Consider the following 25,394-nt stretch of genomic DNA (forward strand, 5'->3'; position numbering starts at 1 on the left):
ATAAATTAATTAAAACTTTTTCACCTTATCATGAAAAATATTACCTATAAAAACTTACTAAATTCACTAAAATTAAAATCGGTTTTTGCGATCGTTGGTGGGATGCTATTAACTTCTTGTGGTGCTGCCATGGGTTATACAGAGACTGATGGCGTTTATTACGATCCCAATAAAGATACTTTGCCAGAAGGTGTAGTGATGAGTAGCGGAAATCATGTAAATGAATATTATGATTATCAGGTTACAGATGATCAAAACAAATATTTAAATTCTGATAATCGAAATGAAAGTTGGAAAAACAATCAAAATTCTGACTTTGGAACCTATACTGGTACCGATACTTATTATAATGATGCGTGGGGTTATGGGTATCCATATGGATATAACTCTGGTTTCAGTTTTGGAATGAATTTCGGGTGGGGTTCTCCTTACGGTTATGGTAATTACTATAATCCATGGAATTACGGATACAATCCTTATTACGGATCATATTATCCTTTCTATGGTTATTACAATCCTTATTACGGTTATGGTCCTTACGGCTACCCATCCAACTATTACTATGGCAACAGTTATTATGGTAACCGATATAATAATTACAACGCACCTTCATTTAACTACAAGAGAAGTGGTGCTACTGGTGCATTCCGAAATGATGGTAATAATACAGTAAGATCAAATAATAATCAATCTGCTGGATTTAGAAAGAATAGTCCAACTTTTAGAAATAGTAATCAGCAAAATACAGATTATAGAACGAATCAGCGACAAAATGATCAACCAAGATTTAGAACTACTCCGCAAAAAAATCAGCAGAGACAAAATGTGCCTCAAAGGCAGGTAACTCCTCAGGAACAGCCGAGATTTAGAACCAATTCGAGTGATAGTGGATTTAGATCAGGAAGCTCGGGAAGCAGTTCAAATAGGGGATCATCCAATTCAGGTTCTACAAGACAGTCAGGCGGTTTCAGAAGATAACATATAATTAAGGATAATATTTAAAATGATTAAAAAAACTTGTATAATATTGGGTATTTCTGCAGTTTATTTTGTGAATGCTCAAGATATTTCTACACTAAGAAATACGGTAGATGCTTATTCAAACTCTTCGCTAAATGGTTCTGCACGTTATAATGCAATGGCAGGATCAATGGGAGCTCTTGGTGGAGAAGTTTCTGTACTTAATTCTAATCCAGCTGGGATCGGCGTCAACATCGCCAGCGAAATGTCTGGAACATTATCAATTACTAAAAGCAATAACAGTTCATCTTTTAATGGGAGTTCAATTGATTACAAGGTAAACAATACAGACCTCGGAAATGTTGGTGGTGTAGTTGCTTTTAGAGTTGCCGGAAATTCCCCATGGAAATTTGTCAATATTGGAGTCAATTATTCTAATCAGTCGATTGAAGATTACACTGAAACTCCAGGGAATGCAAATATAAACTTCAATGCTATTGGTGCAAATAATATTCCGACGACCTTAAGTTACGCAGGTCATGCCTATAATAGATACGGAAATCTTTCCAAAATGAGTATGGCGGTTGGTGCTAATTATGATAACCGAATTTATGTGGGTGGAGGTTTAAATTTTCATACCTTGGTAGTGGATCAGTATGATTCTGCAGCCTTTCAGTCATCGTCAGATAATAATACAGCGGAATATCATAAGCAATATACTCCGTTTTCTGAATCTTCGAATGGATTTTCAGCAACAGTAGGAATTATTGGAAAAATAAATCCTCAATTCAGAGTTGGAGCAGCTTTGGAAACTCCAACTTGGTGGACTATTGAGCGGGCTTTTGATGAATATGAAAATCCTACTGATGGTACCTACTCGGAGAACAGAACACTTTCTACTCCTTTAAAAGCGACGTTAAGTGCTGCTTTTGTACCTAGTAAGAATCTTGCAGTTAATATAGATTATACTATAGGTTTGACAAAGCCCCAATATAAGGTGCGTGGAGATGCAGAAACTGAATTGAATAGTTTCTTCAATGACCATTCTAGAAGTATGTCAGAAATTAAAGCGGGAGCGGAATACAGAATAGACGCTTTTCGTTTAAGAGCAGGTTACGCTTATGCAAATAGTCCATTTAACTCTGTAGATTTGAACTCATTCTCGGACGCAGGTACCTCTGGGAATAATTCTTTTGATAAACTATTAGTGGGAAATAGAACGACTTTCGGAGCTGGCCTTGGATATGATTTTAAATCATTTTATCTTGACGCAGCATATCAAAGTATTTCTTCAGATTATCAAAATCCCTTTTTAGCAGGAAGTGCAGCAAACAATGCAGGTTATTTTTCTGATAAATATGTAGTCGAATCAAATTCTTCAATTGTATCTAATGTGAAGAACAAGAAAGATAATTTTTTCCTTACCTTAGGATGGAAATTCTAAAATAGAAATAATGCAGATTAAATAGGCTTCAAGATAATTGAAGCCTATTTAATTTTTTATCGCTACTATTTGTTAATGATGGTGGAAAAGATGGCCAGTCATTGCCAATAGTACTCCAAGGGTTACATAGCCAATTTTCTTCCAGTCTACATTATGATTTTTACTGCTTTCAAAAATGATTACTGATGAAATATGAAGAAAAATTCCACCTACTAAAGCTAGAAAGTACACTTCTAAATTAGGATTAAAATATTTTCCTAATATTAATCCTAAAGGTGAGGCTAATGCAAAAATTGCAATAATTAAAAATGCGGAAGGATTGAATTTTTTATTTTTTACTAGGAAAGCACCAAGAATAAAGGAGATGGGAATATTATGCACCAAAATTCCAGTTAAGTAGGGAGTGAAAGTTTCAGTTTCGTTCGCCAATGGGATTCCTTCTAAAAATGCATGGATAAACATTCCAATCATCAATGCGATTGGAAGGATATTCTTTCCTTCGCTATGATGATGAAAGTGACCGTGCTCAAAGCCCTTAGTTAAGTTTTCAAGCAGCATTTGAAGCAAAACTCCACCGATCACCCAAAGTCCAATATTATTATTTGTTCCAGAATATACTTCCGGGAAAACTTCGTTCAAACATATAGTAATAAGAAATCCCGCGCTTACAATCAATAAATTTTTTGCAAACTTCTCCCGATCTCCAAAAAATTTTCCGAGAAATACACCAATTAAAACACTTAAAATTAAGAGAATAATAATCATAATTACGGAATTTATTAGTTCTTCTTTTTAAACAAATTGATACATCTTGCTGATTGTTCTACATCAAATTTACCTAAATGATAATCACCGAATGTAGTGATTCTTTCAAAACCGAATTCTTCGGCGTACCTGTTTATTTCATCCAACGTATGAAGTTTTACCTTTTCGAAAAAATGAAAATCTTTTCCCTGATCTTTAAAACTAATATCTTTGATCACATGCTGATTCTCAATTTTCTTCTTTATGGTGAAGTTGATTCCTTCTTTAGTCATATTCTCTTCTGGAACGAGTGTATTTTCAACCCATTTTGCATTCAGAAAATCTAATACAAAATATCCGTCTTCCTTCAAGATATTTGATATTGACCGAAAAACTTTTTTATCATCATTTTCATCTTCGAAATATCCAAAGCTGGTGAAGAGATTGAAAACTGCATCAACTTTCTGTGATGATAGTTGGGTGAAAATCTCATCTCGCATGTCGTGAACTTCAAATTTTAAATCTGAATTTTCGAACTGTTTGTTATGTTCAATGCTTTGTTGTGATAAATCCAATCCTAAAACTTCATAGCCCATTTTGTTTAAAAAAACAGAATGTCTGCCTTTTCCACAAGCCAGGTCAATAATTTTAGAATCTTTCGGTAGATTTAAGTAATTGATTAGTAAGGTGATAAAGTTTTCTGCTTCTGCAAAATCTCTATCTTTATATAGAATATGATAATAAGGAGTATCAAACCAAGTTTCAAACCATGCCATTCTGCAAAAATAACTAAATTTGCAATTGGAAAACGACAAGTTGTAAAAAGATTTCTATTGATTATAATCATCTTCGGGGAGCCAACAAATTCAATTTGTAGTTTGAAAACATATTTTATAATAAACTCAACTTAAATAAACTTCAACAAATTGTTGATCATCAATATATGGATACAGAAAATTTAAAAATACAGATCAAGACTTTTTTCGGACTCGAAGAAATTTTAGCAGAAGAGATCAGAAAACTAGGCGGAACAAATGTTGAAGTTAAAAACCGCGCAGTAAATTGCGAAGGCGACTTAGGATTTCTTTATAAGATTAATTACTCCGCCAGAACCGCTTTGAAAGTTTTAGTTCCAGTCTTAACCTTTAAAGCTTGGGACGAAAACCGTTTCTACGATAAGCTTTTCGATTTTCCTTGGGAAGAATATATGACCGTTGATCAGACCTTCGCTATCGATACCACCATTTATTCTGAGCGTTTTTCGCATTCTCAATTTATGGCTCAAAAAATGAAAGACGCGATCGTTGATTATTTTAAATTTAAATATAATAAAAGACCGAGTGTAGATACGCACGATCCAGACATAAAAATTCATCTTCACATCGATCGAGAATTGGTAACCGTTTCTTTGGATTCTTCTGGAGATGCTTTATTCAAAAGAGGATACAGAAAGGAACAAGGTGAAGCGCCTCTAAACGAAGTACTCGCTTCTGGAATGTTGCAATTGGCAGGTTGGGACGGAAAAGGAAACTTCCTTGATCCAATGTGCGGTTCAGGTACATTATTGATCGAAGCTGCGATGATTGCGATGGATTTACCTGCACAGATTTTTCGCAGGAGATTCGGTTTTCAAAACTGGTTAAATTACGATGCAGAATTATTTCAAACCATCAAAGATGTTAGGATCAATCGAGTAAAAGAATTTACAGGTAAAATCATTGGTTATGATATCGATTCCAATATGTTACATGCTGCTAGAATTAATATTGAAGCTGCGGAAATGGATGATGTTATCGAAGTAAAAGAACAAGATTTCTTTGAATCTAAAAAAGAATTATTTCCTTTACTAATGGTTTTCAATCCACCGTATGACGAAAGAATTGTAATCAACGATGATGAATTCTATAGTACGATTGGTGATACTTTCAAGAAAAATTATCCAAACACTTTGGCTTGGTTAATTTCTTCAGATTTAGATTCTATAAAAAGAGTAGGACTAAGACCTTCACGAAAAATTAAACTCTATAACGGAAAATTAGAATGTCGTTTTATGCAATATGAAATGTATGAAGGAACCAAGAAAATTCACAAATTAGAAGGTAGAGAAGGAGGTAGTTAATCAATTCCATTTTCTTTTTGAACTTTTGAAAAATTTTAGAAATAAAACTTTTTGTGCCTAAATAAACTATGCCGTCAATCTCAATCATTATCGCTATTTATAACCGAAAAGACGAACTTTTCGAGTTGCTCAACTCCTTATCGCATCAAACCGATAAAGATTTTGAGGTGATTATTGTGGATGACGGTTCTATTCTAAATTTACGTCCAACTGCTGAATTATTTCACGAAAGTTTAACGATTGAGTTTTTTCGCAAAGATAATTCCGGTCCTGGATTATCACGTAATTATGGAGCCAGAAGAGCTAAGAATGACTGGCTGGTTTTTGTCGATTCCGATGTGATTGTTGAATCCAATTATATCCAAAATATTAAGAAGAACATTTCCGAAATTTCGTGCGATGCTTTTGGTGGTGCCGACAAAGCTCACAAAGGCTTCAATCTGATGCAGAAAGCAATATCCTATTCTATGACGTCCGTTTTTACAACTGGTGGGATCAGAGGGAACAAGAAAGCAGTTACCAAATTTCAACCACGAAGTTTCAATATGGGCGTTCGGAAATCTGCATTTGAAAAAGTTGGTGGTTTTTCAGAAATGCGTATTGGTGAGGATCCAGACCTTTCCATGCGACTTTGGGAGAATGGCTTTACAACAGCGTTCTTTGATGATATTGGCGTATATCATAAACGGAGAGTAGATTTCGGGAAGTTTTCGAAACAGGTATATCAGTTCGGTTGTGCACGACCAATTCTTAATCAGCGACACCCAAAATATGTGAAGATTTCCTTCGCCTTTCCATCGATTTTTTTAATTGGCTACTTCCTCGGATTTATTGAGTATTTTTTCTTTCATAAGGGAGCTATATTGGGCTTATACGGACTTTATACCTTTGTTATTTTCTTTCATGCCTTATACCAAACCAGAAATGTCAGCATCGCTGCGATGGCGATTATTGCAACCTATATTCAAATGTTTTCCTATGGTTACGGATTCTTAAAATCCTGGATTTTATTGAATGTTTTTCGCAAGAAACCTGAAGATGCATTTCCTTCTCATTTCCATAAACCATAGTTTAAAATTATAATATTCTTCGTTCAGGACGCACAATTGACTTTGTCGAAAGACTTTATTTAACAGTTATTTTTTAGACGCATTTTCCGGCTTTCACGACTCGGTTTTTTACCATCGTCTTCGACTTTGCTGAGAACGATAAAAAAGAGCTCAAACCTCCCGTTCAATCCGCGGCGCAATCCTATTTTAAATCGAAAATTAATTATTTTTACCAAGAATTTTAAATCAGTACATTGAAAAAAATAAGCTCCTTTTTAATTCTGCTATTCTCCTTTATTAATTTATTCGCTCAAAATACTTACGTCTTTTTGGGTTCATTTAACAGAGACAAAAATACCGATGGAATTTACGTGTATCAATTAAATACAGACACCGGAAAACTTATCAAAGTAATTACCGTAAAAAATATTCTTAATCCCTCTTTTCTAACTTTATCGCCAGATGGAAATTATGTTTATGCCTGTACAGAAAGCAAAACGCTAAATGGTGGAAAAGTAAGTAGTTTTAAATTTGATCCGGCAAATAAAAAACTCACCTTTATCAACAGTCAAAAGAGTGGCGGAGAAAATCCCGTTTATCTTACGGCTCATAAAAATGGGAAATGGCTTATTAATGCCAATTATTCAGAAGGAAGTATTTCGGTTTATCCCATTTCAGAAAATGGAACAATTGAACCATTTGTTCAAAATTTTCATTTTGAAGAAGGAAGTATCGATCCTCACCGCCAGGAAAGATCACATATTCATGCAGCGGTTTTTTCACCCAAATTCGATTATGTATTTTTTCCAGATCTTGGAGCAGATAAGATCCGAGTCTATTCCTTTGATAACGAAAAAACACAACCTTTGGAAATTGCAGAACCACCTTTTATGGCAACGACTTTAGGAAGTGGGCCCCGACATTTTACTTTTCATCCCAACGAAAAATTCGCTTATTGTATCGAGGAATTAACAGCGACAATTGAAGCGTATCACTATGAAAGCGGCATGTTAAGAAAAATTCAGAAAATAAATTCCCACTCTGACCGACATACAGACAATTTCGAAAGTTCAGATATTCATATTTCTCCGGATGGGAAATTTCTATACGCTTCAAATCGTGGGTCCGAAAATATTATTTCAATATTTGAAATTCAAAAAGAGGGCACTTTAAAAAAAGTCGGCGTTCAGTCGACGCTAGGTAAACATCCGCGCGTATTTGGAATGGACGAATCCGGTAATTTTCTGATCGCTACCAATTCTGTGAGTGGAGATGTGGTTGTATTTAAAAGAAATGCACAAAATGGTCTGTTGAAAAGAGTCGGTAAAAAATTAAAAATATACGGAGTTTCCTGTGTGAAAATCAGAAAGTATTGAGTCAGTTTTCAGAAATGAAATTCCCGCTGAAAATCCTTATTTTTGCAAAAAAGAAACAATGCAAAACTACTTAGAATTCAATTTTAAAATAGAGCCTTTACAACCCTGGAATGAAATCCTGATGGCAGAACTTATCGAAATTGGTTTCGACAGTTTTACAGAAGAGCACGACGGAATTTTAGGATATATTCAGGCGGAATTATTTAAAGAGCAAGATTTAAAAGAAGTTCATTTGCTTCAAAATCCTGAGATCAACATTTCTTATACATTCAAAGAAATGCCGAATATCAACTGGAATGAAGAGTGGGAAAAAAACTTTTCACCTATAAATATTGAAGATCAAGTTTCCATTCGTGCAGAATTTCATGACGATCAAAACTTACCGCACGAAATCATTATTCAACCAAAAATGTCTTTTGGAACTGGACATCACGCCACAACCTATTTGATGATCGAGCAAATGTTGGACATGAATTTCGAAAACAAAGCGGTCTTGGATATGGGTTGCGGAACTTCAGTTTTAGCCATTTTCGCTAAACAACAAGGTGCTGGGAAAACAGTAGCAATTGATATTGATGAATGGTCCGTAGAAAATTCCATTGAAAACGCAGCAAGAAATAACGTAGAACTCGAAATCTCTCAAGGAACTGCCGAGAACCTAGGAAGTGAGAACTATGATATTATATTGGCGAACATCAACAGAAATATTTTGATCTCCGATATTCCAACTTATGTTTCAGTTTTAAATGAAGGCGGACAATTGCTGCTATCTGGATTATGTTTCTTCGACGTAGATGATATTCTGGAAGTTTGCAACGAACAAAAACTGACATTGAAAAAGAAAATACAGCGGGAAGAATGGGTTTCTTTATTACTGGAGAAATAAAAAAACCTAGCGAAATGCTAGGTTTTAGTGACCTCGACTGGATTCAAACCAGTAACCTCCTGAGCCGTAATCAGGTGCGCTATTCAGTTGCGCCACGAGGCCTTTTTTAAGGGTCTGCAAATATAACAATTTTTTATTCCTTTCAAATAATGAAATCTACTTTTTTTACATTTTTATCGTTTTTTCTTCTTTTTTCATGTAAAAAAGAAAATGCTACCCCCTCAAATGACTGGCAAATTGTTTCTGAAAATGTGCAATTTAAAGAAGATGTTGCTACTTTTTATTTAAAATCAGGGAAGTTTAATTACCGTATTCCGACAAATCAACTTCCTTTTAAGAAAGTGATCTTGTTGAACGCAAGTTTGGTTGGGTATTTTACCGAACTTAATTTGGAGCAAAGAATTATTGGCATTTCCAGTCCGGAATATGTTTATGCAGAGAAAGTTCATCAATTGATACAAGATGGAAGCATCCAAAATGTGGGTAATGATCAAAAATATGATTTAGAGAAAATTATAGCGTTGAAACCTGATGCGATTTTTACAAATTATATTCCTAGTTTCGAGAACACTTATGATTTGATTAAAAAAAACGGGATCGAAGTTATTTTTCTTGACGAATATCTGGAACATAATCCTCTCGAAAAATCGAAGTATCTACTAGTTTTCGGAAAATTATTTAATAGTGAAAAGAAAGCAATCTCTACATTAGAAGGAATTCAAAAAAGTTATGATTCTCTAAAAAATAAGGCAAAAGCTTCACAGAAAAAACCAATCGTTCTTGCGAATGAAATGTATGGCAATCAATGGTTTTTACCAGGAGGAGAATCTAGTTTAGCAAGATTTATTTCAGATGCAAATGCAACATACATTAATGCTGATAATCCAGACACGAAAGCAATTCCTATGAGCTTTGAAGAAGTTTTTACTAAAAGCCAAAAAGCGGAATATTGGGTAAATATTGGTAATCATCAAAATAAAAAGGAATTATTACAAATTAATCCTAACTATACTAAACTTCCGGTTTTTAATGAGGGGAAGTTGTATACAATTGACCGGAAATCACAAGGGAAATCCAATGATTATTTTGAAAGTGGAGTCGTTCGTGCCGATATTGTACTAAAGGACTATATCAAAATTTTTCACCCGGATTTACTTAGTGATTATAAATTGACTTATTTTAAAGAATTGAATTAAATATTAGTCTATTTTTGCACGTTGAAAACCGATCACTTATTGATTCATTATTTATGTGGAAGAAAATTAAGAAACTCATCTTTATCGTCATCCTGGCGAATATTTTGTTTATCGTTTGGGGTAAGTTTTTCAATCCACCCATAACCATCACGCAAATTGGTGGCTTAATTGAATTTGGAAAACTAAAAAGAGACTATGTATCCTATGAGGAAATGGGAACTAATGTGAAAAAAGCAGTCATTGCCTCCGAAGATCAAAGCTTTTTTGATCATAATGGTTTCGATTATAAAGCCATAGAAAAGGCAATGAAGCATAATCAGAAAGGTAAAAAGATCCGTGGTGGAAGTACGATCTCGCAACAAACTGCAAAAAATATTTTTCTGTGGCAAGGTCGAAGCTGGGTCCGGAAGGGTTTTGAAGCGGTTTATACTTTTATTATTGAGCTGGTTTGGGGCAAAGATGTGATTTTAGAAAGGTATTTGAATTCCATTGAAATGGGGCGTGGTGTGTTTGGTGTGGAATCTGCCTCAAAATATTATTTTAATAAGAGTGCTAAAGATTTGACCAAGAGCGAAGCAGCCTGGATAGCTACTATCTTACCAAATCCTAAGAAATATGATCCTAATAATCCTTCCGCATATTTGAATAAGAAGCATTCTTGGATCATGAGACAAATGAATAATATTACCTTGAAATAATTGATCTTTACTGAGAATTATGGCATTTAGTTTTAGACATAAAGAGGATTTCAATTCTATCTTAACCAAATATTTCAGTTTCAGAAATGAGACGAAGTCTTTGGATCCATTAATGGAAATGTTGCAAAGTATAAGAATAAGTAATTTTCAGCACGTTCTAGAATTTTTAAAAGAGAACAGGGAGATTACTGATAATCTTGGCTATTATATCCGGAATATTTTTGATGGTAAACCTTTTAATTTATCATTGACAGAAGCAAATATTCTTTCTGAAAATGCTTTTTATCCCGAACTGAAGAAAAGACTCCTAGACTCTATTTTGCCTAATGTCGAAAATGAAGATACCATCTGGTATATTGTTGATACCGTTTCTGTTAGACCAAAAGTTGATTTGGCTTTTTTTAGCAGATTGAGTGATGATGAAATCAATGAGATTTTTACATTATTGAAAATTGATAATTTAAGTATTAAAACTACAGTCAAAAATGAGTTACTATTTTCCTTAAATATTCTTGCCTGGCGTATTATTGGTAACGCGATGGATGTGCAGGTCGTAAATATGGCACCAGAATATAGGAATTTTGACAATCCATTCTTAGCCATGCAGAATGAAATTGATCTGCTGAATCATAGTTTTAGAGACGATCCACAATTTCAACTGGATTCTAAAAGTGTGAATTATAAACAAATTAAGGTTTATATGCAGCAATGCTTGGATTTTGTCGCTCTTGCTTTTAAAAACAGCTCTAGATATGGTATATCCAGTAAAATTAATCAGTCACTATTAAAAATCCGGCAGCAGTTAGAAAGAATGTCAGATATTCTTTCAGTGATGGTTTTTGATAAAGAGGAGGATGTTTTAAAAAACTCTAAAAAACTCTTTTTTAAAATATTAGAATATAAATCACATAAAAATAACCTTGTTGAGCTTTTTTCTGACAGTACCACGCTGAAATCACATTTAATAACCAACCATACTGCAGAAACAGGATCACATTACATTACCTCTTCAAAAAAGGATTACTTGAATATGTTTTTGCGATCCAGTGGTGGTGGAGTGATCGTAGGAGCTTTGTGTGTGCTCAAATTATTGTATGGCTATATTCCTGGCAGTGATTTTTCACATGCGTTCCTGTATGCCTTCAATTACGCAATGGGATTCGTTATGATTTATTTAATGAATTACGTTCTGGCTACGAAACAGCCAGCGATGACCGCTGCTACAATGGCAAAAGTTCTGTCGGAAGGAGAGAATACGAAGAAGAATTATGTGGACTTTGCCCATTTGGTTTCAAGGCTTTTCAGATCACAATTTATCGCATTTATGGGTAATGTGCTCTTGGCATTTCCAATTGCTTTAATGATTATATACGGAATGGATGTGTTTTTTGCACAAAATTTTGCCGCTGAAAAGTCTGCAAAGATGCTTAATGAGCTGGATCCGTTTCAATCAAAAGCGATATTTCACGCTTGTATTGCTGGCTTCTTTCTTTTTATTTCCGGTATTATTGCAGGAAATGTAGCAAATAGCTCGGTGTTTTATCACATCCCTAAAAGAATTGAAAAGAATCCATTTTTAAATTATTTTTTTGCACAATCAGTAGCAAAAGGATTATCTAAATATTATGCAAAAAACTGGGCCGGGATTATCTCTAACTTCTGGTTCGGTGTATTTCTTGGAGTCATTGGGCCTGTCGGACTTTTCTTCGGTCTTGATTTAGATATCCGACACATTACTTTTGCCTCAGGAAATTTTGCATTAGGTTTATATGGCGCGGATTTTTCAGTCACTGCCAAAACATTCTGGATCGCTTTTTTTACTGTTTTTCTAATAGGATTTTTCAACTTTGCGGTAAGTTTTGGACTTTCAATGATTTTGGCATTCCGATCCAGGAAAGTTAATTTTGGCGAAGTAAAAGAAATTTATCGGGAGATTATCAACTATTTTATGAAGAACCCTCTGCGATTCTTCTTGCCGATCCGATCAAGCTTAGATACAAGTACGCAGGAAATGGTAGAAAATACAGTGGTTATAAAACCAGAAGACCAATAATATTTTCTTCGCCGAACTTCTCTTGAAATTTCTTTAAATAAGATGTTTTTCGCATTCTGAAATCATTCTTCAATAACGGAGATTTTATTCTGATCTCTAAAATTTTCTTATGCAGATTAACAGATTCTATTTCGTTGAAGAGCGCATCGTTTAGGTACTCGTGCAGAAAGTCTTTCACCTCAAAAGCCAGTAATTTATTTTCAAAACCATAGAGTCTTGCAAATGATTTAATCAGTTCTGAAGATTGATATTCTCTTTTCTTTTTCTTCATCATAATTCAAAAATTTTACTTTCTTCATTAATTCTTCGAACTATATTTTCAGTTCTTTCCTTGCTCGTATCGGTAATAAAAATTTGACCGAAATGTTCTTGATTAACCAACATAATCAATTGAGAAACTCTGGAATCATCTAACTTATCAAAGATATCATCTAATAATAGGATAGGGGTTTTACCTGTCAAATCTTTAATTCTAACCATCTGTGACAATTTCAAAGCGATAAGGAAAGATTTTTGCTGACCTTGACTTGCAGTTTTCTTCATAGAGAACCCATTCATTTCAAAAAGCAGATCATCTTTATGACTTCCTTTAGAAGTATATGTTAAAATACGGTCTTTTTCGAAATTAGCTTTTAGCAACTGCTCAAAAGTTTGTTCCTTAAGATCAGATTCATAGATTACTGAAACCTTTTCATTTGCTTTGGAGATAATTTCATAGTAATTTTGAATTAAGGGAACCATCGATTCTGTAAATTCTTTTCTTTTCTCAAAAATTATTGTTCCATATTTAATTAAAGGTTCATTGTAAATTTCCAAACTGTCATTATCAAAATATCTATTCTTAGCAAAATCTTTTAACAACGCATTTCGCTGCTGAACGGTTTTCTGGTATTGAATTAAATTGAAAAGATAATCTGAATCTGTTTGAGAAATCATAGCATCCAGAAATTTACGACGACTTTCTCCTGAATCGGATATCAAGTTAGAATCATATGGGGAGATAATTACGCTGGGTAAAAAACCGATATGATCCGAAATCCTATCGTAAGTCTTATCATTTTTTTTAATGATTTTCTTAGCCTCCTTAGGCTGTTGAACTTTAATTGTGTTTTCTTTCTCTCCATCATCAACGATTCCTTCAATGGCAAAAAAATCTTCACCAACTTTGATATTACTTAAATCCTTATTTCCGAGAAAATTTTTCGCAACGGAAAGATAATGGAGTGCATCGAGGATATTTGTTTTTCCAATACCATTATTACCTACAAAACAATTAATTTGGGGGGACAACTCAAAGTTTCTTTCATGATGATTTTTAAAGTTGATAAGGGATAGTTTTTTAATGATCATTTTTCGAATCTCTTTTATGCTGAGCAGCTTTATTGTAATAAGTTAGCAAAAAAAATCTCATAATTCATCTTCAATTAATCTCACTCCAAACTTTCAGTAAAGATAAAAATTTCAATCTAGACCACGCTCAAAGAAAGTCTGCAGAATTTTAGTTTTCAAAATTTACAAAATGCGGTTTATCTGTTCCGAAAGAATTTAAGGGCAGCATATTGTTATGGTAGTCATTAAACTCAAACAACGAATTGTTGCCAAAAGGGACATTTGGATAATACATAAAGGAAAGTTGAATTCTATTGAAAACCAAATACGGGTTGTCAATCAAAACTCCGATTCCCATTTTTGAACTTGTTTTGGAATGAAATAATTTTTCGTTGTTTTGAGAAAGCCAACCAACCGCTACGATGCTGTAAGGGCTAAAATGAAAATTCTTCCAGGTTTTATCAATAAATAACTGAGTCTGATAGCGCAGGATAAGTTTCTTTGTTCCTATATAATCTCCGCTATATACAGGAAATTCTTCTTGTGCAGAGATATTCATTCGGTCTTTATAAGAAGAATTATAGAGCCTGCTGCCCCAAGCATAAGTAGGAGAAAAGAAATGTCTTACTTTGGCAAACTTCCAATCCTGTAAACTAGTAAAATAGGTTCCATCAAATCGGAAAGAATCGCTGTCTTCTTTTGCGGCATTAAAGAATCTTCCGTATTCGGCTTTAACCGTAAAGTAGCCACTATTAATAAAACTTCCGAAGCCACCAGAAATGCCAGCATAAGGAAGGGGTTTGCTACTCCTATTAAATAATCCGGCAGTAATACCAAAAGATTTCCCATAAGGAATATCTTCTGGAAGATCATATTGAAAAACATTTCTTTTAATAGAGAATTTCCTTTCAATGAAAGTTGCTGAAGCTAATAAACTATTATATGAAGTAAAAAAGCCCTCCTTATCAATTTCTGGATTGTCTTTGTACTGATAATTTTGAAATCGTGCCAACAACGCAATGTTTCTGGAGATTTCGTCTTTGTTACTTTTGAAAACAGGGAACTGATAACCGCCCCATAAATCCTGACTGTAGACTTTAATCTGAACTTCCGGAAAAACTTCTGTATTTTCCAGCGGCATCAAAACTTTTCTCATAAAATATTCAAAGGTAAATCCTCCTGCCCATTTTGTCAGTGGAGAGAAGAAATCGCGATTTGCACTAAAATTGACTCGCTCGTTATCCGAAAAATCCTTTTCTACCAGAATTCCGGCGTTAATGAAAGTTCCAAAAATATTAAAGGCTTTATAGCTACCTAAAATATTGTTCTGTTTTTCCTTAAAGTTATTAGAGTAAAGAAAATTGACTTCATGTCCTAAACCGAGTAGATTCTCGTCTTTAATTCCTGCCCCGAATTTACTTCCGGAAAATCTTAGTCTGGGTTTTAAACTCCAGGAATCCAGAACTTTTATCAAAACATCAATTGAATCTTTCGTCGAAGTGCTATCAATAATACTGATGTTTACTCGGTTGACGAATTGCGCATTTCGCAAAACACGCTCTGATTCATACAATTTCTGAGCGTTGTATTCTTCCCCTTTTTTGAACAGGAGATAATTATTAATGGTAGATTTTTTTGAATCAATGTGAATACGGTCTGTCAGTCGATCATACCATTTAGGATCTGCATTCTTATCTGAAATTTTATAACCAAAAGGATCGATGGTTTCAATATTAATATTTCTGATTATTTTTCCATCAAAAGATTTCTGAGAATGTTCTTTCGCTCTTGACTTTACCGATAAAGAGTCAGCTTCGCGCCGGAAAATAAAACGATGAATAAATCTGGTGGATTTTCTTTTATCAGAAAATTCTTCAATTTTATAATATAAAGAATCCTTTTTCTCTTGAGCTGAGACAAAAGAAATACAGAATAAAAAGAGAACGGTGAAAAAGATAAATTTCGATTGCAATTGATTATAATTACGGAAAAGTGAATGTTAATTAATAAGCCATTGCAAGATAATAAATAATAAAGGCAATCCGCTACAACTCTCTACCCAAAAAGAAAAATAGGAATCTTTATTAGAGTTCTCAGCATAGTAAATCAAGACAAAAGTGATTATCGCGGTTAAGAAGAAAGCAAATGAATAATCAGTTTTTAAGTAATAAATCGCAATGATTAAACTTATAAAAACCAAAATATAAGCAAAGTATTTGGTGTTCTGTTCGCCAATTAATCGTGGGAAAGTAATTACCGTATCCGATTTCATATCACGAATGTCAAAAGGTAAAACCAGCGCTGTAATAAACAACCAACTAATCCAGAAAATCTCGGGATGAAAAACAGGTAGAATTAACCACGAATTAATTAAAGCCCAAGTTAAACCCACATAAAATATCTTAAATAGTGGAATGTTCCGGACAAAATATTTCAAGAATTTACTGTCATACAGAAGACCAATTACAATGATGATTAACCATTTTACCAAGCGACCGTCGTTATGATTATAGATAATCAATCCGGCCGAAATAATACCTGAAATGAGATTTAATATCAGAACTTTATAAAATAATTTTCCGCTATTTTGGTATTTTGTGTAAAGATATCCACTAAAGTAAGTAATGAAAATCAGCGCAATGGTCGGAGTTTTGATAATATCCTGCTCGTACATAAAAAACACAGCAAATAAAGTTCCCATTAAAGAAACATAAATTTGACTGTCGATGATGTATTTTTTTAGTAAATTTAAACGATGCATTTTCACAAACTTTCAAGATTTTTAAAACCTTGAAGGTTTCAAATTAGAAACAAATCTATGAAAAATAAAATTTTTACAATCCTCCTGTTATTAATAAGTTTCAGTTATGTTTTCGGACAAAAACATTACGATGATCAATGGAAAAAGATATCAGAAAATTCCAAGACTGGAAAATTCAAATCGAATCTTCCTCTAATTTTAGAAATTCAAAACCAGGCTATGAAAGAAAAAAATGCCGTTCAACTCATTCGTTCGTTGAAAGCAGAATTCAGTATTGTTAATCAAACTTATGATGATACTAAAAATGATGCATCAAGTAAATTTTTTACGAAACTGAATGGTTTAGATGAGAAATTAAAAGATGATGAGAAATTGTTGTATCAGGTTTTGTTAGGTGAATTTTTTAGTGATTATTACAATCAAAATCAATGGCGAATTAATCAAAGAACGAATCTTAATAATCAGGATTTTGCTGAAATTGAAACGTGGTCAAAATTAGATTTTAAAAATTATTTAGCTAAACATTTCCAAAGTTTAGAATCTAAAAAAGTGGAATTACAAAAGATCTCAATGTCTAAGTATAAGGAGATTTTTAACCTAACTGAAGATTTAGAATATTTTCCAACCTTATTTGATTGGAATGCGATGAACGAAATCAAGTTCTACAATAATTCTCAACTCTTCACGCCCAATGAATTGAAAGTCAATCAATCAAAAATTTCTAACTTATATTCGGAACTGATTCAGAAAAATTCAGGAAATTCAAAACTCTATTTTCAGCATCAGAAATTAAATGATTACTGTGCTTTTTCAAATTGTAAAGATAAATTTGAACAACTGCAAAAATTAGTAAAAGAATCAAATTCAGAAGACGATTATAAACTCGTTGTTATTGGGGAAATCATTAATCATTTAAGAGATAAAGGAGATTATAAGTCAGCTTTAATTCAAATCAATGAAGCAAAGAAAAGTTATCCAAAATCCAAATTTCTTAACAATATTATCAATCAGGAAAATAGTATTCTACAGCCAACATTAGCAATTCATTTTGAAAAACATACGCAAGCAAATCTTCCTATTCATTTGGTAGCAGAAGCGAAAAATGTGACCAAGTTTTCTTTAAATATTTACGAAGTTAAAGATGATCAACAGAATTTTTTAAAATATGTGGCTAACTCTTATGATAAAACCCGTTTTCCAGCCGTTAAGAAAACTTTAGTTCGGAAAGAGTCTTTTGATTTACAGGACTTAAAAGATTATAAAAATCACAAAACTTCGTTAGAAATAAAATCACTTCCGTCTGGGATTTATCTTGCGGAATATGTTGTGGAAAATTCTATTCAAGATAATTTCTATTTTATTACAACCAATTCGCGAATTATTTTTAATAAAAAAGATGACCGAAAAACCACTGACAATCAACTGAAACTCGTCAATCGTGAAAATGGTAAATCAGTTTCAAATGAAAATCTGAAATTTTTTGAATTTACCAATGATAATAAAGCCAATTCTTTTGGTGCAAAAACTGACCAATCTGCAGTTTTCAAATTACCGATTTCCAAAGACAATAGGTATTATCGCTATTATTTGGTGCAACAGCCTTCTACAAATGATTATAATTTAATGCAGGTTTATGGCAATCAATATTATAATGAGCCGAAGAAATTAGGAGAACAAAATCTCGCCCAAATTTTTATCGATCGGGGCATTTATCGTCCAGGACAAATTGTTTATTTTAAGGTGATTAACACTAAATTACTTTTGGATAAAGAATCCGTTTCTGCTGGAATTTCTCAGAAGATTACTCTTAACGATGCTAACGGCGAGGAGATTTCTACTCAAAAATTTACGACAAACGAGTTCGGTTCTTATAATGGGAGTTTCACTTTGCCGAACGGAAAATTGAATGGTCAATTTTCTTTGGAAGTAGATTCTGATAATGTAAATAATGATGCGACGAAATATTTTCAGGTTGAAGAATACAAACGACCAAAATTTGAAGTGACTTTTGATCCGATAAAAGAGGAATACAAATACGGACAAACCATTGAACTGAAAGGAAAGGCATTGATGTTTTCCGGTGTGGCTTTGAGTAATGCAACCGTGAATTATGAAATTAAAAAACAGAATATCCGATGGAGATATTTCTGGTGGTATCCGCGTGGAAACGATAATGAAAATTCCATTTTAGGAGAAGTGAAAACCAATGAGAAAGGAGAGTTCATCATTAAAATCGATTTAAAGAAAGATGAAACTTTAGAAGGGATTCAGATCGATAATTATCAAATTAATGCGTCATTAACCGACATTAATGGTGAAACACAATCTGCGACGGAAAATGTAAAAGTCGCGTCGGTTTCTCATTATATCAAAACCGATGATATTAAAGATTCTTTCACCGATGAACCAATTAAGGTTAATGTTGAGACTAAGAATTACAATGACCAAAATTTAAAAAAACCATATCAAGTTAAACTTTCAAAACTTCAACCGAAAGAAAGAGTTTTTCGATCAAATTTCGAAACTGAAATTCAGGATTTACCGAAGTTTTCAAAAGAAGAATTCGTTCAGAAATTCCCACACGATTATTTCTCCAAAGAAGAGAAAGAATGGAAAGAACAATCTGTCATTCTGAATGGAGTCCAGCGAAATGAACAATCCTTGGATCTTGGCAAACTCGCTGCCGGAAATTATAAACTCGAACTCTTTAATATTGAAGGAAAAGATACCATTAAAATTGAAAAAACTTTTGAAGTTTTTGACAAACGATTTTTAGCAGATTCGCAGAAACCTTATTTAAAAGTTCTTCAACCAAAAGACGAATTCAAGCGAACTGAAAAAGCGAAGATATTTGTGTATTCTGCAATTCCGGATGCTTTGGTTAATGTCTATGTTCAAAATGGGAATGGTGAAACGGTAACGGAGCAAAAGAAGCTTAATTCCGATAGCAATCGGAATGGACTTTTAGAATATGTTGTCAATTTCCCGAAAGACGAAAGCATTGATCAAATCAATGTTCAGTTTCAGCTGGTTGCTTTTAATGATGTTCAAACGCAATCGGTTAATTTGAAAATTGCGTCAGACAATAAACCTTTACGAATTGAAACTGTCACGTTTCGGGATAAATTAGAGCCCGGACAAAAAGAAAAATGGACGGTTAAAGTTTTGGGTGAGGATAAAGAGAAGATCAACTCCGAAGTTTTGGCGAATATGTATGATAAGTCTTTGGATCAATTTGCGAGTAATAGTTTCTCCTGGCAACAGATCTATCAGAAATATTTTCTCATGAATTCTTATCGGATTAATGAAGGTTTGTCGCAAGAAAATTATAGCAAGCGAGTACCTTATTTAAACCAAAAGAATATAAATATTCCTGATTTTAATTGGTTTGATGGTGGTCTTGTAAATAATTCCTTATCTGGTAGAATTTCAGGAGTGCAAATGTCAGATGCAAAAAATCTAAATATTATTAGAGGAACTGCTTCTGCGAAAATGGAATCTCCACCGCCACCAATCGCAAAACAATTAGAAACAACATCAGGTTTAATTTCTGATGAAGAAGTTGTAATGGTTGGAGCAGGTACAAAAAAAGAAAACCTAGATAAAATTCCAGTTCGTCAAAATCTAAACGAAACTGCCTTTTTCTACCCAAACTTAATGACCGACAAAGACGGAAATGTAACTTTTGAATTCACTTCTCCGGAAGCATTAACGCAATGGAAACTGATGTTTTTAGCGCACACTAAAGATGCGCGGTCAGCAACTTTAGAAAAATCAGTCGTAACTCAGAAAGAGTTTTCCGTAACGCCGAATTATCCACGCTTTTTACGTGAGGGTGATGAACTGAATCTGCAGTCAAAACTTTCCAGTTTGGTCGATAAAAAATTGAGCGGAGTAGCACAGTTGCAAATTTTAGATGCATTTACGAATGAAGATATTTCCAGCAAATTCAATTTAAATGAAACTCAGAAAACATTTGATTTAGCAGAGAGAGGAAATTCCGTCGTGACCTGGAAATTGAAAGTTCCAAATGACGTTTCTTCAATGATCATTAAAGTCGTAGCAAAAGCTGGAAATTTCTCTGATGGTGAACAAAAAGCCATTGCTGTTTTACCGAACAGAATGTTGGTTACAGATGCTGTTCCAATATTTGTGAAAGAAGGACAAACCAAAACTTTTGTTTTAGAGAATCTGGCGAAAAATACTTCGACAACTGCGACCAACTTTTCGAATACTTTGGAATTGACAACCAATCCGATATGGGAAATCATGTTTGCTTTGCCAAGTTTAAAAAATGACCAAAACAATTCTGCAGATGTCGTTTTCAACAAATGGTCTGCCGATGTTTTAGCTTCCGAAATTTTTAAAGCCAATCCAAAACTGAAAAAGGTTTTTGAAGAGTATCAGTCGAAAGGTTTATTAAAATCTAATCTGGATAAAAATCAGGAACTGAAACAATTGTTGCTGGAAGAAACACCATGGGTTTTAGAATCGAAAAACGAAACGGAACAAATGGAAAAATTAGCGCGTTTGTTCGATGCGAATACGATGCGAAATTCGATTAATGAAGATTGGAGCGAATTGCTGAAACTTCAAAATCCTGATGGTGGATTTTCCTGGTATCAAGGTTATCCGAGTTCTTATTACAACTCATTGTACATCTTGAAAAATCTTGGTAAAATAAATGAATGGCTGAAAGGAAATACTACAGAATATCAATCTGCGGAACAAAAAGAAATGGTTTCTAAACTGGTTAATTACGTTGATTCAGAAGTTCATAAATATTGGGACGTTAAGAAAGAGTACGTTTGGAATAACTATGTTTTGGACTATCTAGATACGCGTCATTATTGGGAAAAAGAATTTCCACTGAAAGGAAAAGGAGCGCAATTAAAAACATTAGTTATTCAAAAAGCGCCAAAATCAGAAATCAAAGATTTCACGTTCTTTGGTTTGCACCGCGCTGCTTTACTTTTTGATGATTATAAACTTCCTATTTTATCTAAAAAATTACTGACTTATTTAAAAGAAACTTCAACCGAATCAGAAACTCAGGGAATTTATTGGAAACAAAATCTGAACGATTGGGGATGGTATTCTTCAAAAACGGTGAACCACGCCGGAGCTTTGGAAGCCTTTAATAAATTGACTCCGAACGATGAAAAAATGATTGAGGAAATGAAGATTTGGTTGATTACTCAGAAAGAAGTGAATTCTTGGGGAAGTTCGCGCGGAACAGCAGAAGTGATTTTCACGATTTTAAATTCAGGCAAATCATGGACTTCTTCAGAAAGCGATAAAGCCACTATTATTTGGGGATCCTCATCCCAACGTTCGCCAAGGGAGAAGGAGCAGCGCGCGACTGGTTATATTAAACAAACTATAAAATCAGAAGAGATCAATAAAGATTTAGGAACTGTAACCGTAACAAAACCAGGTCCTGGAATTGTGCAAGGTGGTTTATTCTGGCAATATTATGAAGATTTAGATAAAATAAAATCGTCCGAATCTTATATCTCAATTACCAAAGAATTGTACAAGAAAGTGAAAACGGTGAATGGCGAGGAATTGAAGAAAATTGCTGGAGATACGCCTTTGAAAGTTGGTGATAAAGTCACTGTAAGAATGATTCTTAATACCGACCGTAACATGGAATTTATTCACTTAAAAGATATGCGAGCTGCAGGTTTTGAACCTTTAAATGTGATTTCTGGCTATGAATGGAAAAACGGATTGGGTTATTATCAATCGACCAAAGATGCTTCCACCAATTTTTATATCGAGAATATGAGAAAAGGGAAATATGTTTTTGAGTATGATTATATCTGCAATGCTTCCGGAACTTTCAGCAATGGAATCACAACGTTGCAAAATTATTACGCACCGCAAATGAATGCACATACGAAAGGAACAAAAATCACAATCACTGAATAATTTTCTTTGCCAAATCGAAGATTCGACGTAGTTAAAGTTCAAAATCTTTAGCAAAGTTTTAAATAGATCCGTTTCAATTTTGAAGCGGATTTTTTTATCATTTGAGAGAAAAAACGACTGCCACAAATTAGGATATAAAAATTTTTTCAACCACAAAGTCACAAAAGTTGATTACCATAATGATAGACAGAAGAACACAAAAGTGAAAATCTATAGATTTTCAAAGCTTTTGTGATCTTAAGCGATTTGATTTTAAACTCTATTATCAAAGTAATCTTTGTTTCTTTATGGTTTAATATTTCTTTATTCTCATAGTTTATGTGGTAAACATCTTTAAAAAAAAATCTTTGCGGTCATGGTGCTTAAATTCATTTTTTGATAAATGTCAAAGGAATGAATTCTTATTTTCCGCAACTTTGCATCAACAAACAAACTTAGAAATGAAAACCTTAAATAATTTAAGCAAACTATTACTCTTTTTTCCTGCGTTCGCATTTGCGCAATCAGCGCCTACCTTACAGGAATTGATTGATAGTGCTTTAATCAACGACGGAACATTAACCCAACAAACGCTTGAAAATAAATACACCAAACTCGACGATCAAAAACTGAAAGATGTTTTTCTTCCGAAAGTTGAAGTTTCAGGGAAAGCTGGTTATTTATATACTTCAGCACATCTAAAATCACCCGAAATTAATCTTCCCGCAGTTCCGCCAATTTTTCCAGGCGCTACAATTCCAGAAGGACAAATCACCAATAATCTCAATATTTCAGGCTTTTCTACGATGGCAAAAGCAGAAGCAAGTGTCCTCTTATATTCAGGCGGAAAAGTAAAATATCTTAAAGAAGCCAATCGTGAGAAAAATATTTCTGAAAATTTGCTGATGCAGAAAAGCCGTGATGAAATAATTACCGAAATTTCTAAAGCTTATGATCAAATGGCTTTGATTCAGGAATCTAAGAAAGTTTTAGATGAGGCAAAAAAACGTTTAGACATTAATCGTAAAACCGCTGACAAAGCTTTAGGTTACGGATTAATTACTCCGTACGATCGCAAAAAAATCGAATTAGCACAGGCAACTTTGGATTCTAAATTAGTAGAGTATGAAGGAAAAAAAGAACTGTTGATTACTCAAATTCAAATATTAACTGGAATTGAGCGGGAAAGAATTGCTCAGATCGAACCGCAACTTCAAACAATTTCTTACGAAGTTTTAGATCAGAATATTGAAAATAGAGTAGAGATTCAAGCTTTGGAGCATGGTATCAAAGCAACCGATTATAAAATAAAAGCTGAAGAAAGATGGTGGGTTCCAAAAGTTCAAGCGCAAACTTCAGTGAGTTATTTTGGGTTGTTTAATAATAATATCTCAACTTCAAAAGAATTATTACCCAATACAGGAAAGAAATTAGATTTGAATCCTGCCAATATTAATGTGTTGCCTTTGGTTCAAGCCGGAGTTGGATTTAAATGGGATATTTTTGATGGAAATGAAGGAAAGCATTTGGTTGAAAAAGCAAAAATTGAAAAAGAAATTTTAGAGAACAAAAAACGTGATGCTTCCAAAAAACTCAATTTAAATTTAGCCAACAATCAAACCAATTATACGGTTGCTCAGGCTCAAATTAAGTTGAAAGAAAAATCCCGTGAAATAGCTAAGGAAGGCTTAGAACAAGTGGAGAAAGAATTCCGTTACGGAACCAAAACTTCGTCTGCTTTAATCGATGCAGAAAATGATCTCGAAAATGCAGAACTGGAATTGCAGAACGCCATCTTTAATCAAAGAAGAAGTGCAATAGAATTGATGAAGTCGACTCAGAATTTGCAGATTCAAAAACTTTAATTAAAACGAACAACCAACAACAAACAAACAAAATGAAAAATACTGTATTAAAATCTTTGGCTTTAGTAAGTGTCATTACACTTTCTGGCTGTAAAGAAGCAAAACCGGAAAGAGCGATCGTCGGAAAAACCAAGAAAGAGGTGGTTTCCTTTTCACCAAAATTGACCGGGAGAGTTCTGAAAATTTACGTAGAAGAAGGACAAACCGTAAAAGTGGGAGATACACTTGCTCTTTTAGATGTGCCAGAAATTTCGGCAAAAATCGCACAGGCAAAAGGGGCGACTTCTGCTGCCAGAGCACAGGTTCAAATGGCTAAAAATGGGGCGAGTCCTGATCAGCTTAGACAATTGAAAGCAAAACAAAACGGTTTACAACAGCAGTTCAACTATGCGCAGAAATCATTTAACCGTGCAAAAAATATGTATCGAGATAGTTTACTTTCGCCTCAAAATTATGATGAATATTTTGCAAAATACCAAGGTGCAAAAGCGCAGTTGGATGCGGTGAATGCAGAACTTCATGATGTTCAGTTAGGAACACGCTTCGAAAAAATTGACATGGCACAAGGTCAGGCAAATCAAGCGATGGGTGCTTTGCAGGAAGCCAATGTGGCCAATGCAGAAAAATATATTATTGCGACAAATGACATGGAGATTGAAACGATCGCTTTAAACAAAGGAGAATTAGCAACGGCCGGTTATCCGTTGTTTACAGGTTATATTCCCGAAACTTCTTATTTCCGTTTTACGATTCCTGAAAGTAAAATTGCAAAATACCAAAAAGGAATGTCGGTAAAAATGTTGGTGAATTATAGCAACAAAGAATTCTCAGGTAAAATTATAGCTATCAAACAATTGGCAAAATATGCTGATATCACCACCGCTTTCCCAGATTACGAACCTGAAGAAGCGATTTATGAAATTAAAGTTGTTCCTGAAAATAAGGACGCGACCATAGATATTTTGGTGAATTCAAACGTGACTTTAAAATAGTCGCCTCAA

The 25,394-nt window shown here is 33.8% G+C and carries 18 protein-coding genes and 1 tRNA gene; 12 read left to right on the forward strand and 7 right to left on the reverse strand.

Annotated features, from left to right (window positions below; all coding sequences use genetic code 11):
- The first annotated feature begins 30 nt into the window (after positions 1-30).
- Positions 31-978: a prolyl-tRNA synthetase gene (locus FNJ88_RS13230; protein WP_143853703.1), complete on the forward strand. Its 948-nt coding sequence runs from the start codon at positions 31-33 to the stop codon at positions 976-978.
- 25 nt (positions 979-1,003) lie between these two features.
- The gene (locus FNJ88_RS13235) at positions 1,004-2,404 is read left to right on the forward strand and encodes an OmpP1/FadL family transporter (RefSeq protein ID WP_143853704.1); all 1,401 of its coding nucleotides are present in this window, start codon (positions 1,004-1,006) and stop codon (positions 2,402-2,404) included.
- A 72-nt stretch (positions 2,405-2,476) separates the two neighbouring features.
- On the opposite strand, the gene FNJ88_RS13240 is transcribed toward FNJ88_RS13235, so the two are convergent.
- Positions 2,477-3,169 carry a ZIP family metal transporter gene (locus tag FNJ88_RS13240; RefSeq protein WP_143853705.1) on the reverse strand — a complete coding sequence of 231 codons (693 nt, stop codon included), beginning with the start codon at positions 3,167-3,169 and terminating at the stop codon, positions 2,477-2,479.
- Positions 3,170-3,183: 14 nt separating this feature from the next.
- Positions 3,184-3,924, reverse strand: a complete 741-nt coding sequence (locus tag FNJ88_RS13245) for a class I SAM-dependent methyltransferase (protein ID WP_143853706.1) — start codon at positions 3,922-3,924, stop codon at positions 3,184-3,186.
- A gap of 167 nt (positions 3,925-4,091) precedes the next feature.
- On the opposite strand from FNJ88_RS13245, the gene FNJ88_RS13250 reads away from it, so the two are divergent.
- From FNJ88_RS13250 to prmA, 4 genes are all read left to right on the forward strand, one after another.
- A complete protein-coding gene (locus FNJ88_RS13250) occupies positions 4,092-5,267 on the forward strand; it encodes a class I SAM-dependent RNA methyltransferase (protein WP_143853707.1) in 1,176 nt (391 codons plus the stop codon).
- Positions 5,268-5,335: 68 nt separating this feature from the next.
- On the forward strand, positions 5,336-6,337 hold the full coding sequence (locus FNJ88_RS13255; protein ID WP_143853708.1) for a glycosyltransferase: 1,002 nt from the start codon (positions 5,336-5,338) through the stop codon (positions 6,335-6,337).
- Positions 6,338-6,570: 233 nt separating this feature from the next.
- Positions 6,571-7,692, forward strand: coding sequence for a lactonase family protein (locus FNJ88_RS13260; RefSeq protein WP_143853709.1), 1,122 nt, complete (start codon positions 6,571-6,573; stop codon positions 7,690-7,692).
- Between the two features lie 58 nt (positions 7,693-7,750).
- Complete coding sequence (prmA, locus tag FNJ88_RS13265; RefSeq protein ID WP_143853710.1) at positions 7,751-8,578, forward strand: 50S ribosomal protein L11 methyltransferase; 828 nt, start codon at positions 7,751-7,753, stop codon at positions 8,576-8,578.
- 28 nt (positions 8,579-8,606) lie between these two features.
- Here the strand turns inward: prmA and FNJ88_RS13270 are convergent.
- Positions 8,607-8,680 (reverse strand) — tRNA-Arg (locus FNJ88_RS13270).
- 47 nt (positions 8,681-8,727) lie between these two features.
- Here FNJ88_RS13270 and FNJ88_RS13275 point away from each other — a divergent pair.
- The 3 genes from FNJ88_RS13275 to FNJ88_RS13285 are packed head-to-tail and all read left to right on the forward strand — an operon-like array spanning position 8,728 to position 12,525.
- A complete protein-coding gene (locus FNJ88_RS13275) occupies positions 8,728-9,774 on the forward strand; it encodes an ABC transporter substrate-binding protein (RefSeq protein WP_143853711.1) in 1,047 nt (348 codons plus the stop codon).
- A gap of 53 nt (positions 9,775-9,827) precedes the next feature.
- On the forward strand, positions 9,828-10,472 hold the full coding sequence (mtgA, locus tag FNJ88_RS13280; protein ID WP_143853712.1) for a monofunctional biosynthetic peptidoglycan transglycosylase: 645 nt from the start codon (positions 9,828-9,830) through the stop codon (positions 10,470-10,472).
- 19 nt (positions 10,473-10,491) lie between these two features.
- Complete coding sequence (locus tag FNJ88_RS13285) at positions 10,492-12,525, forward strand: recombinase (protein WP_143853713.1); 2,034 nt, start codon at positions 10,492-10,494, stop codon at positions 12,523-12,525.
- Here the strand turns inward: FNJ88_RS13285 and FNJ88_RS13290 are convergent.
- The 4 genes from FNJ88_RS13290 to FNJ88_RS13305 all read right to left on the reverse strand — a co-directional run bounded on the left by FNJ88_RS13290 (position 12,503) and on the right by FNJ88_RS13305 (position 16,615).
- The gene (locus FNJ88_RS13290; protein ID WP_143853714.1) at positions 12,503-12,799 is read right to left on the reverse strand and encodes a hypothetical protein; all 297 of its coding nucleotides are present in this window, start codon (positions 12,797-12,799) and stop codon (positions 12,503-12,505) included. The genes FNJ88_RS13285 and FNJ88_RS13290 overlap by 23 nt on opposite strands.
- A complete protein-coding gene (gene recF, locus FNJ88_RS13295; protein ID WP_143853715.1) occupies positions 12,796-13,875 on the reverse strand; it encodes a DNA replication/repair protein RecF in 1,080 nt (359 codons plus the stop codon). The genes FNJ88_RS13290 and recF overlap by 4 nt, the downstream gene beginning before the upstream one ends.
- Before the next feature lie 148 nt (positions 13,876-14,023).
- Positions 14,024-15,826 (reverse strand): hypothetical protein, encoded by a 1,803-nt coding sequence (locus FNJ88_RS13300; RefSeq protein WP_228414533.1) that lies wholly within the window; start codon positions 15,824-15,826, stop codon positions 14,024-14,026.
- 27 nt (positions 15,827-15,853) lie between these two features.
- A complete protein-coding gene (locus tag FNJ88_RS13305) occupies positions 15,854-16,615 on the reverse strand; it encodes a hypothetical protein (RefSeq protein WP_143853716.1) in 762 nt (253 codons plus the stop codon).
- Between the two features lie 57 nt (positions 16,616-16,672).
- Between FNJ88_RS13305 and FNJ88_RS13310 the strand changes: the two genes are divergently transcribed.
- From FNJ88_RS13310 to FNJ88_RS13320, 3 genes are all read left to right on the forward strand, one after another.
- On the forward strand, positions 16,673-22,549 hold the full coding sequence (locus FNJ88_RS13310; protein ID WP_143853717.1) for an alpha-2-macroglobulin family protein: 5,877 nt from the start codon (positions 16,673-16,675) through the stop codon (positions 22,547-22,549).
- 440 nt (positions 22,550-22,989) lie between these two features.
- Positions 22,990-24,393: a TolC family protein gene (locus FNJ88_RS13315; protein ID WP_143853718.1), complete on the forward strand. Its 1,404-nt coding sequence runs from the start codon at positions 22,990-22,992 to the stop codon at positions 24,391-24,393.
- Positions 24,394-24,425: 32 nt separating this feature from the next.
- Positions 24,426-25,385, forward strand: coding sequence for an HlyD family secretion protein (locus FNJ88_RS13320; protein ID WP_143853719.1), 960 nt, complete (start codon positions 24,426-24,428; stop codon positions 25,383-25,385).
- Positions 25,386-25,394: the final 9 nt, after the last annotated feature.

Source organism: Chryseobacterium sp. SNU WT5, assembly GCF_007362475.1.
Classification (GTDB): domain Bacteria; phylum Bacteroidota; class Bacteroidia; order Flavobacteriales; family Weeksellaceae; genus Kaistella.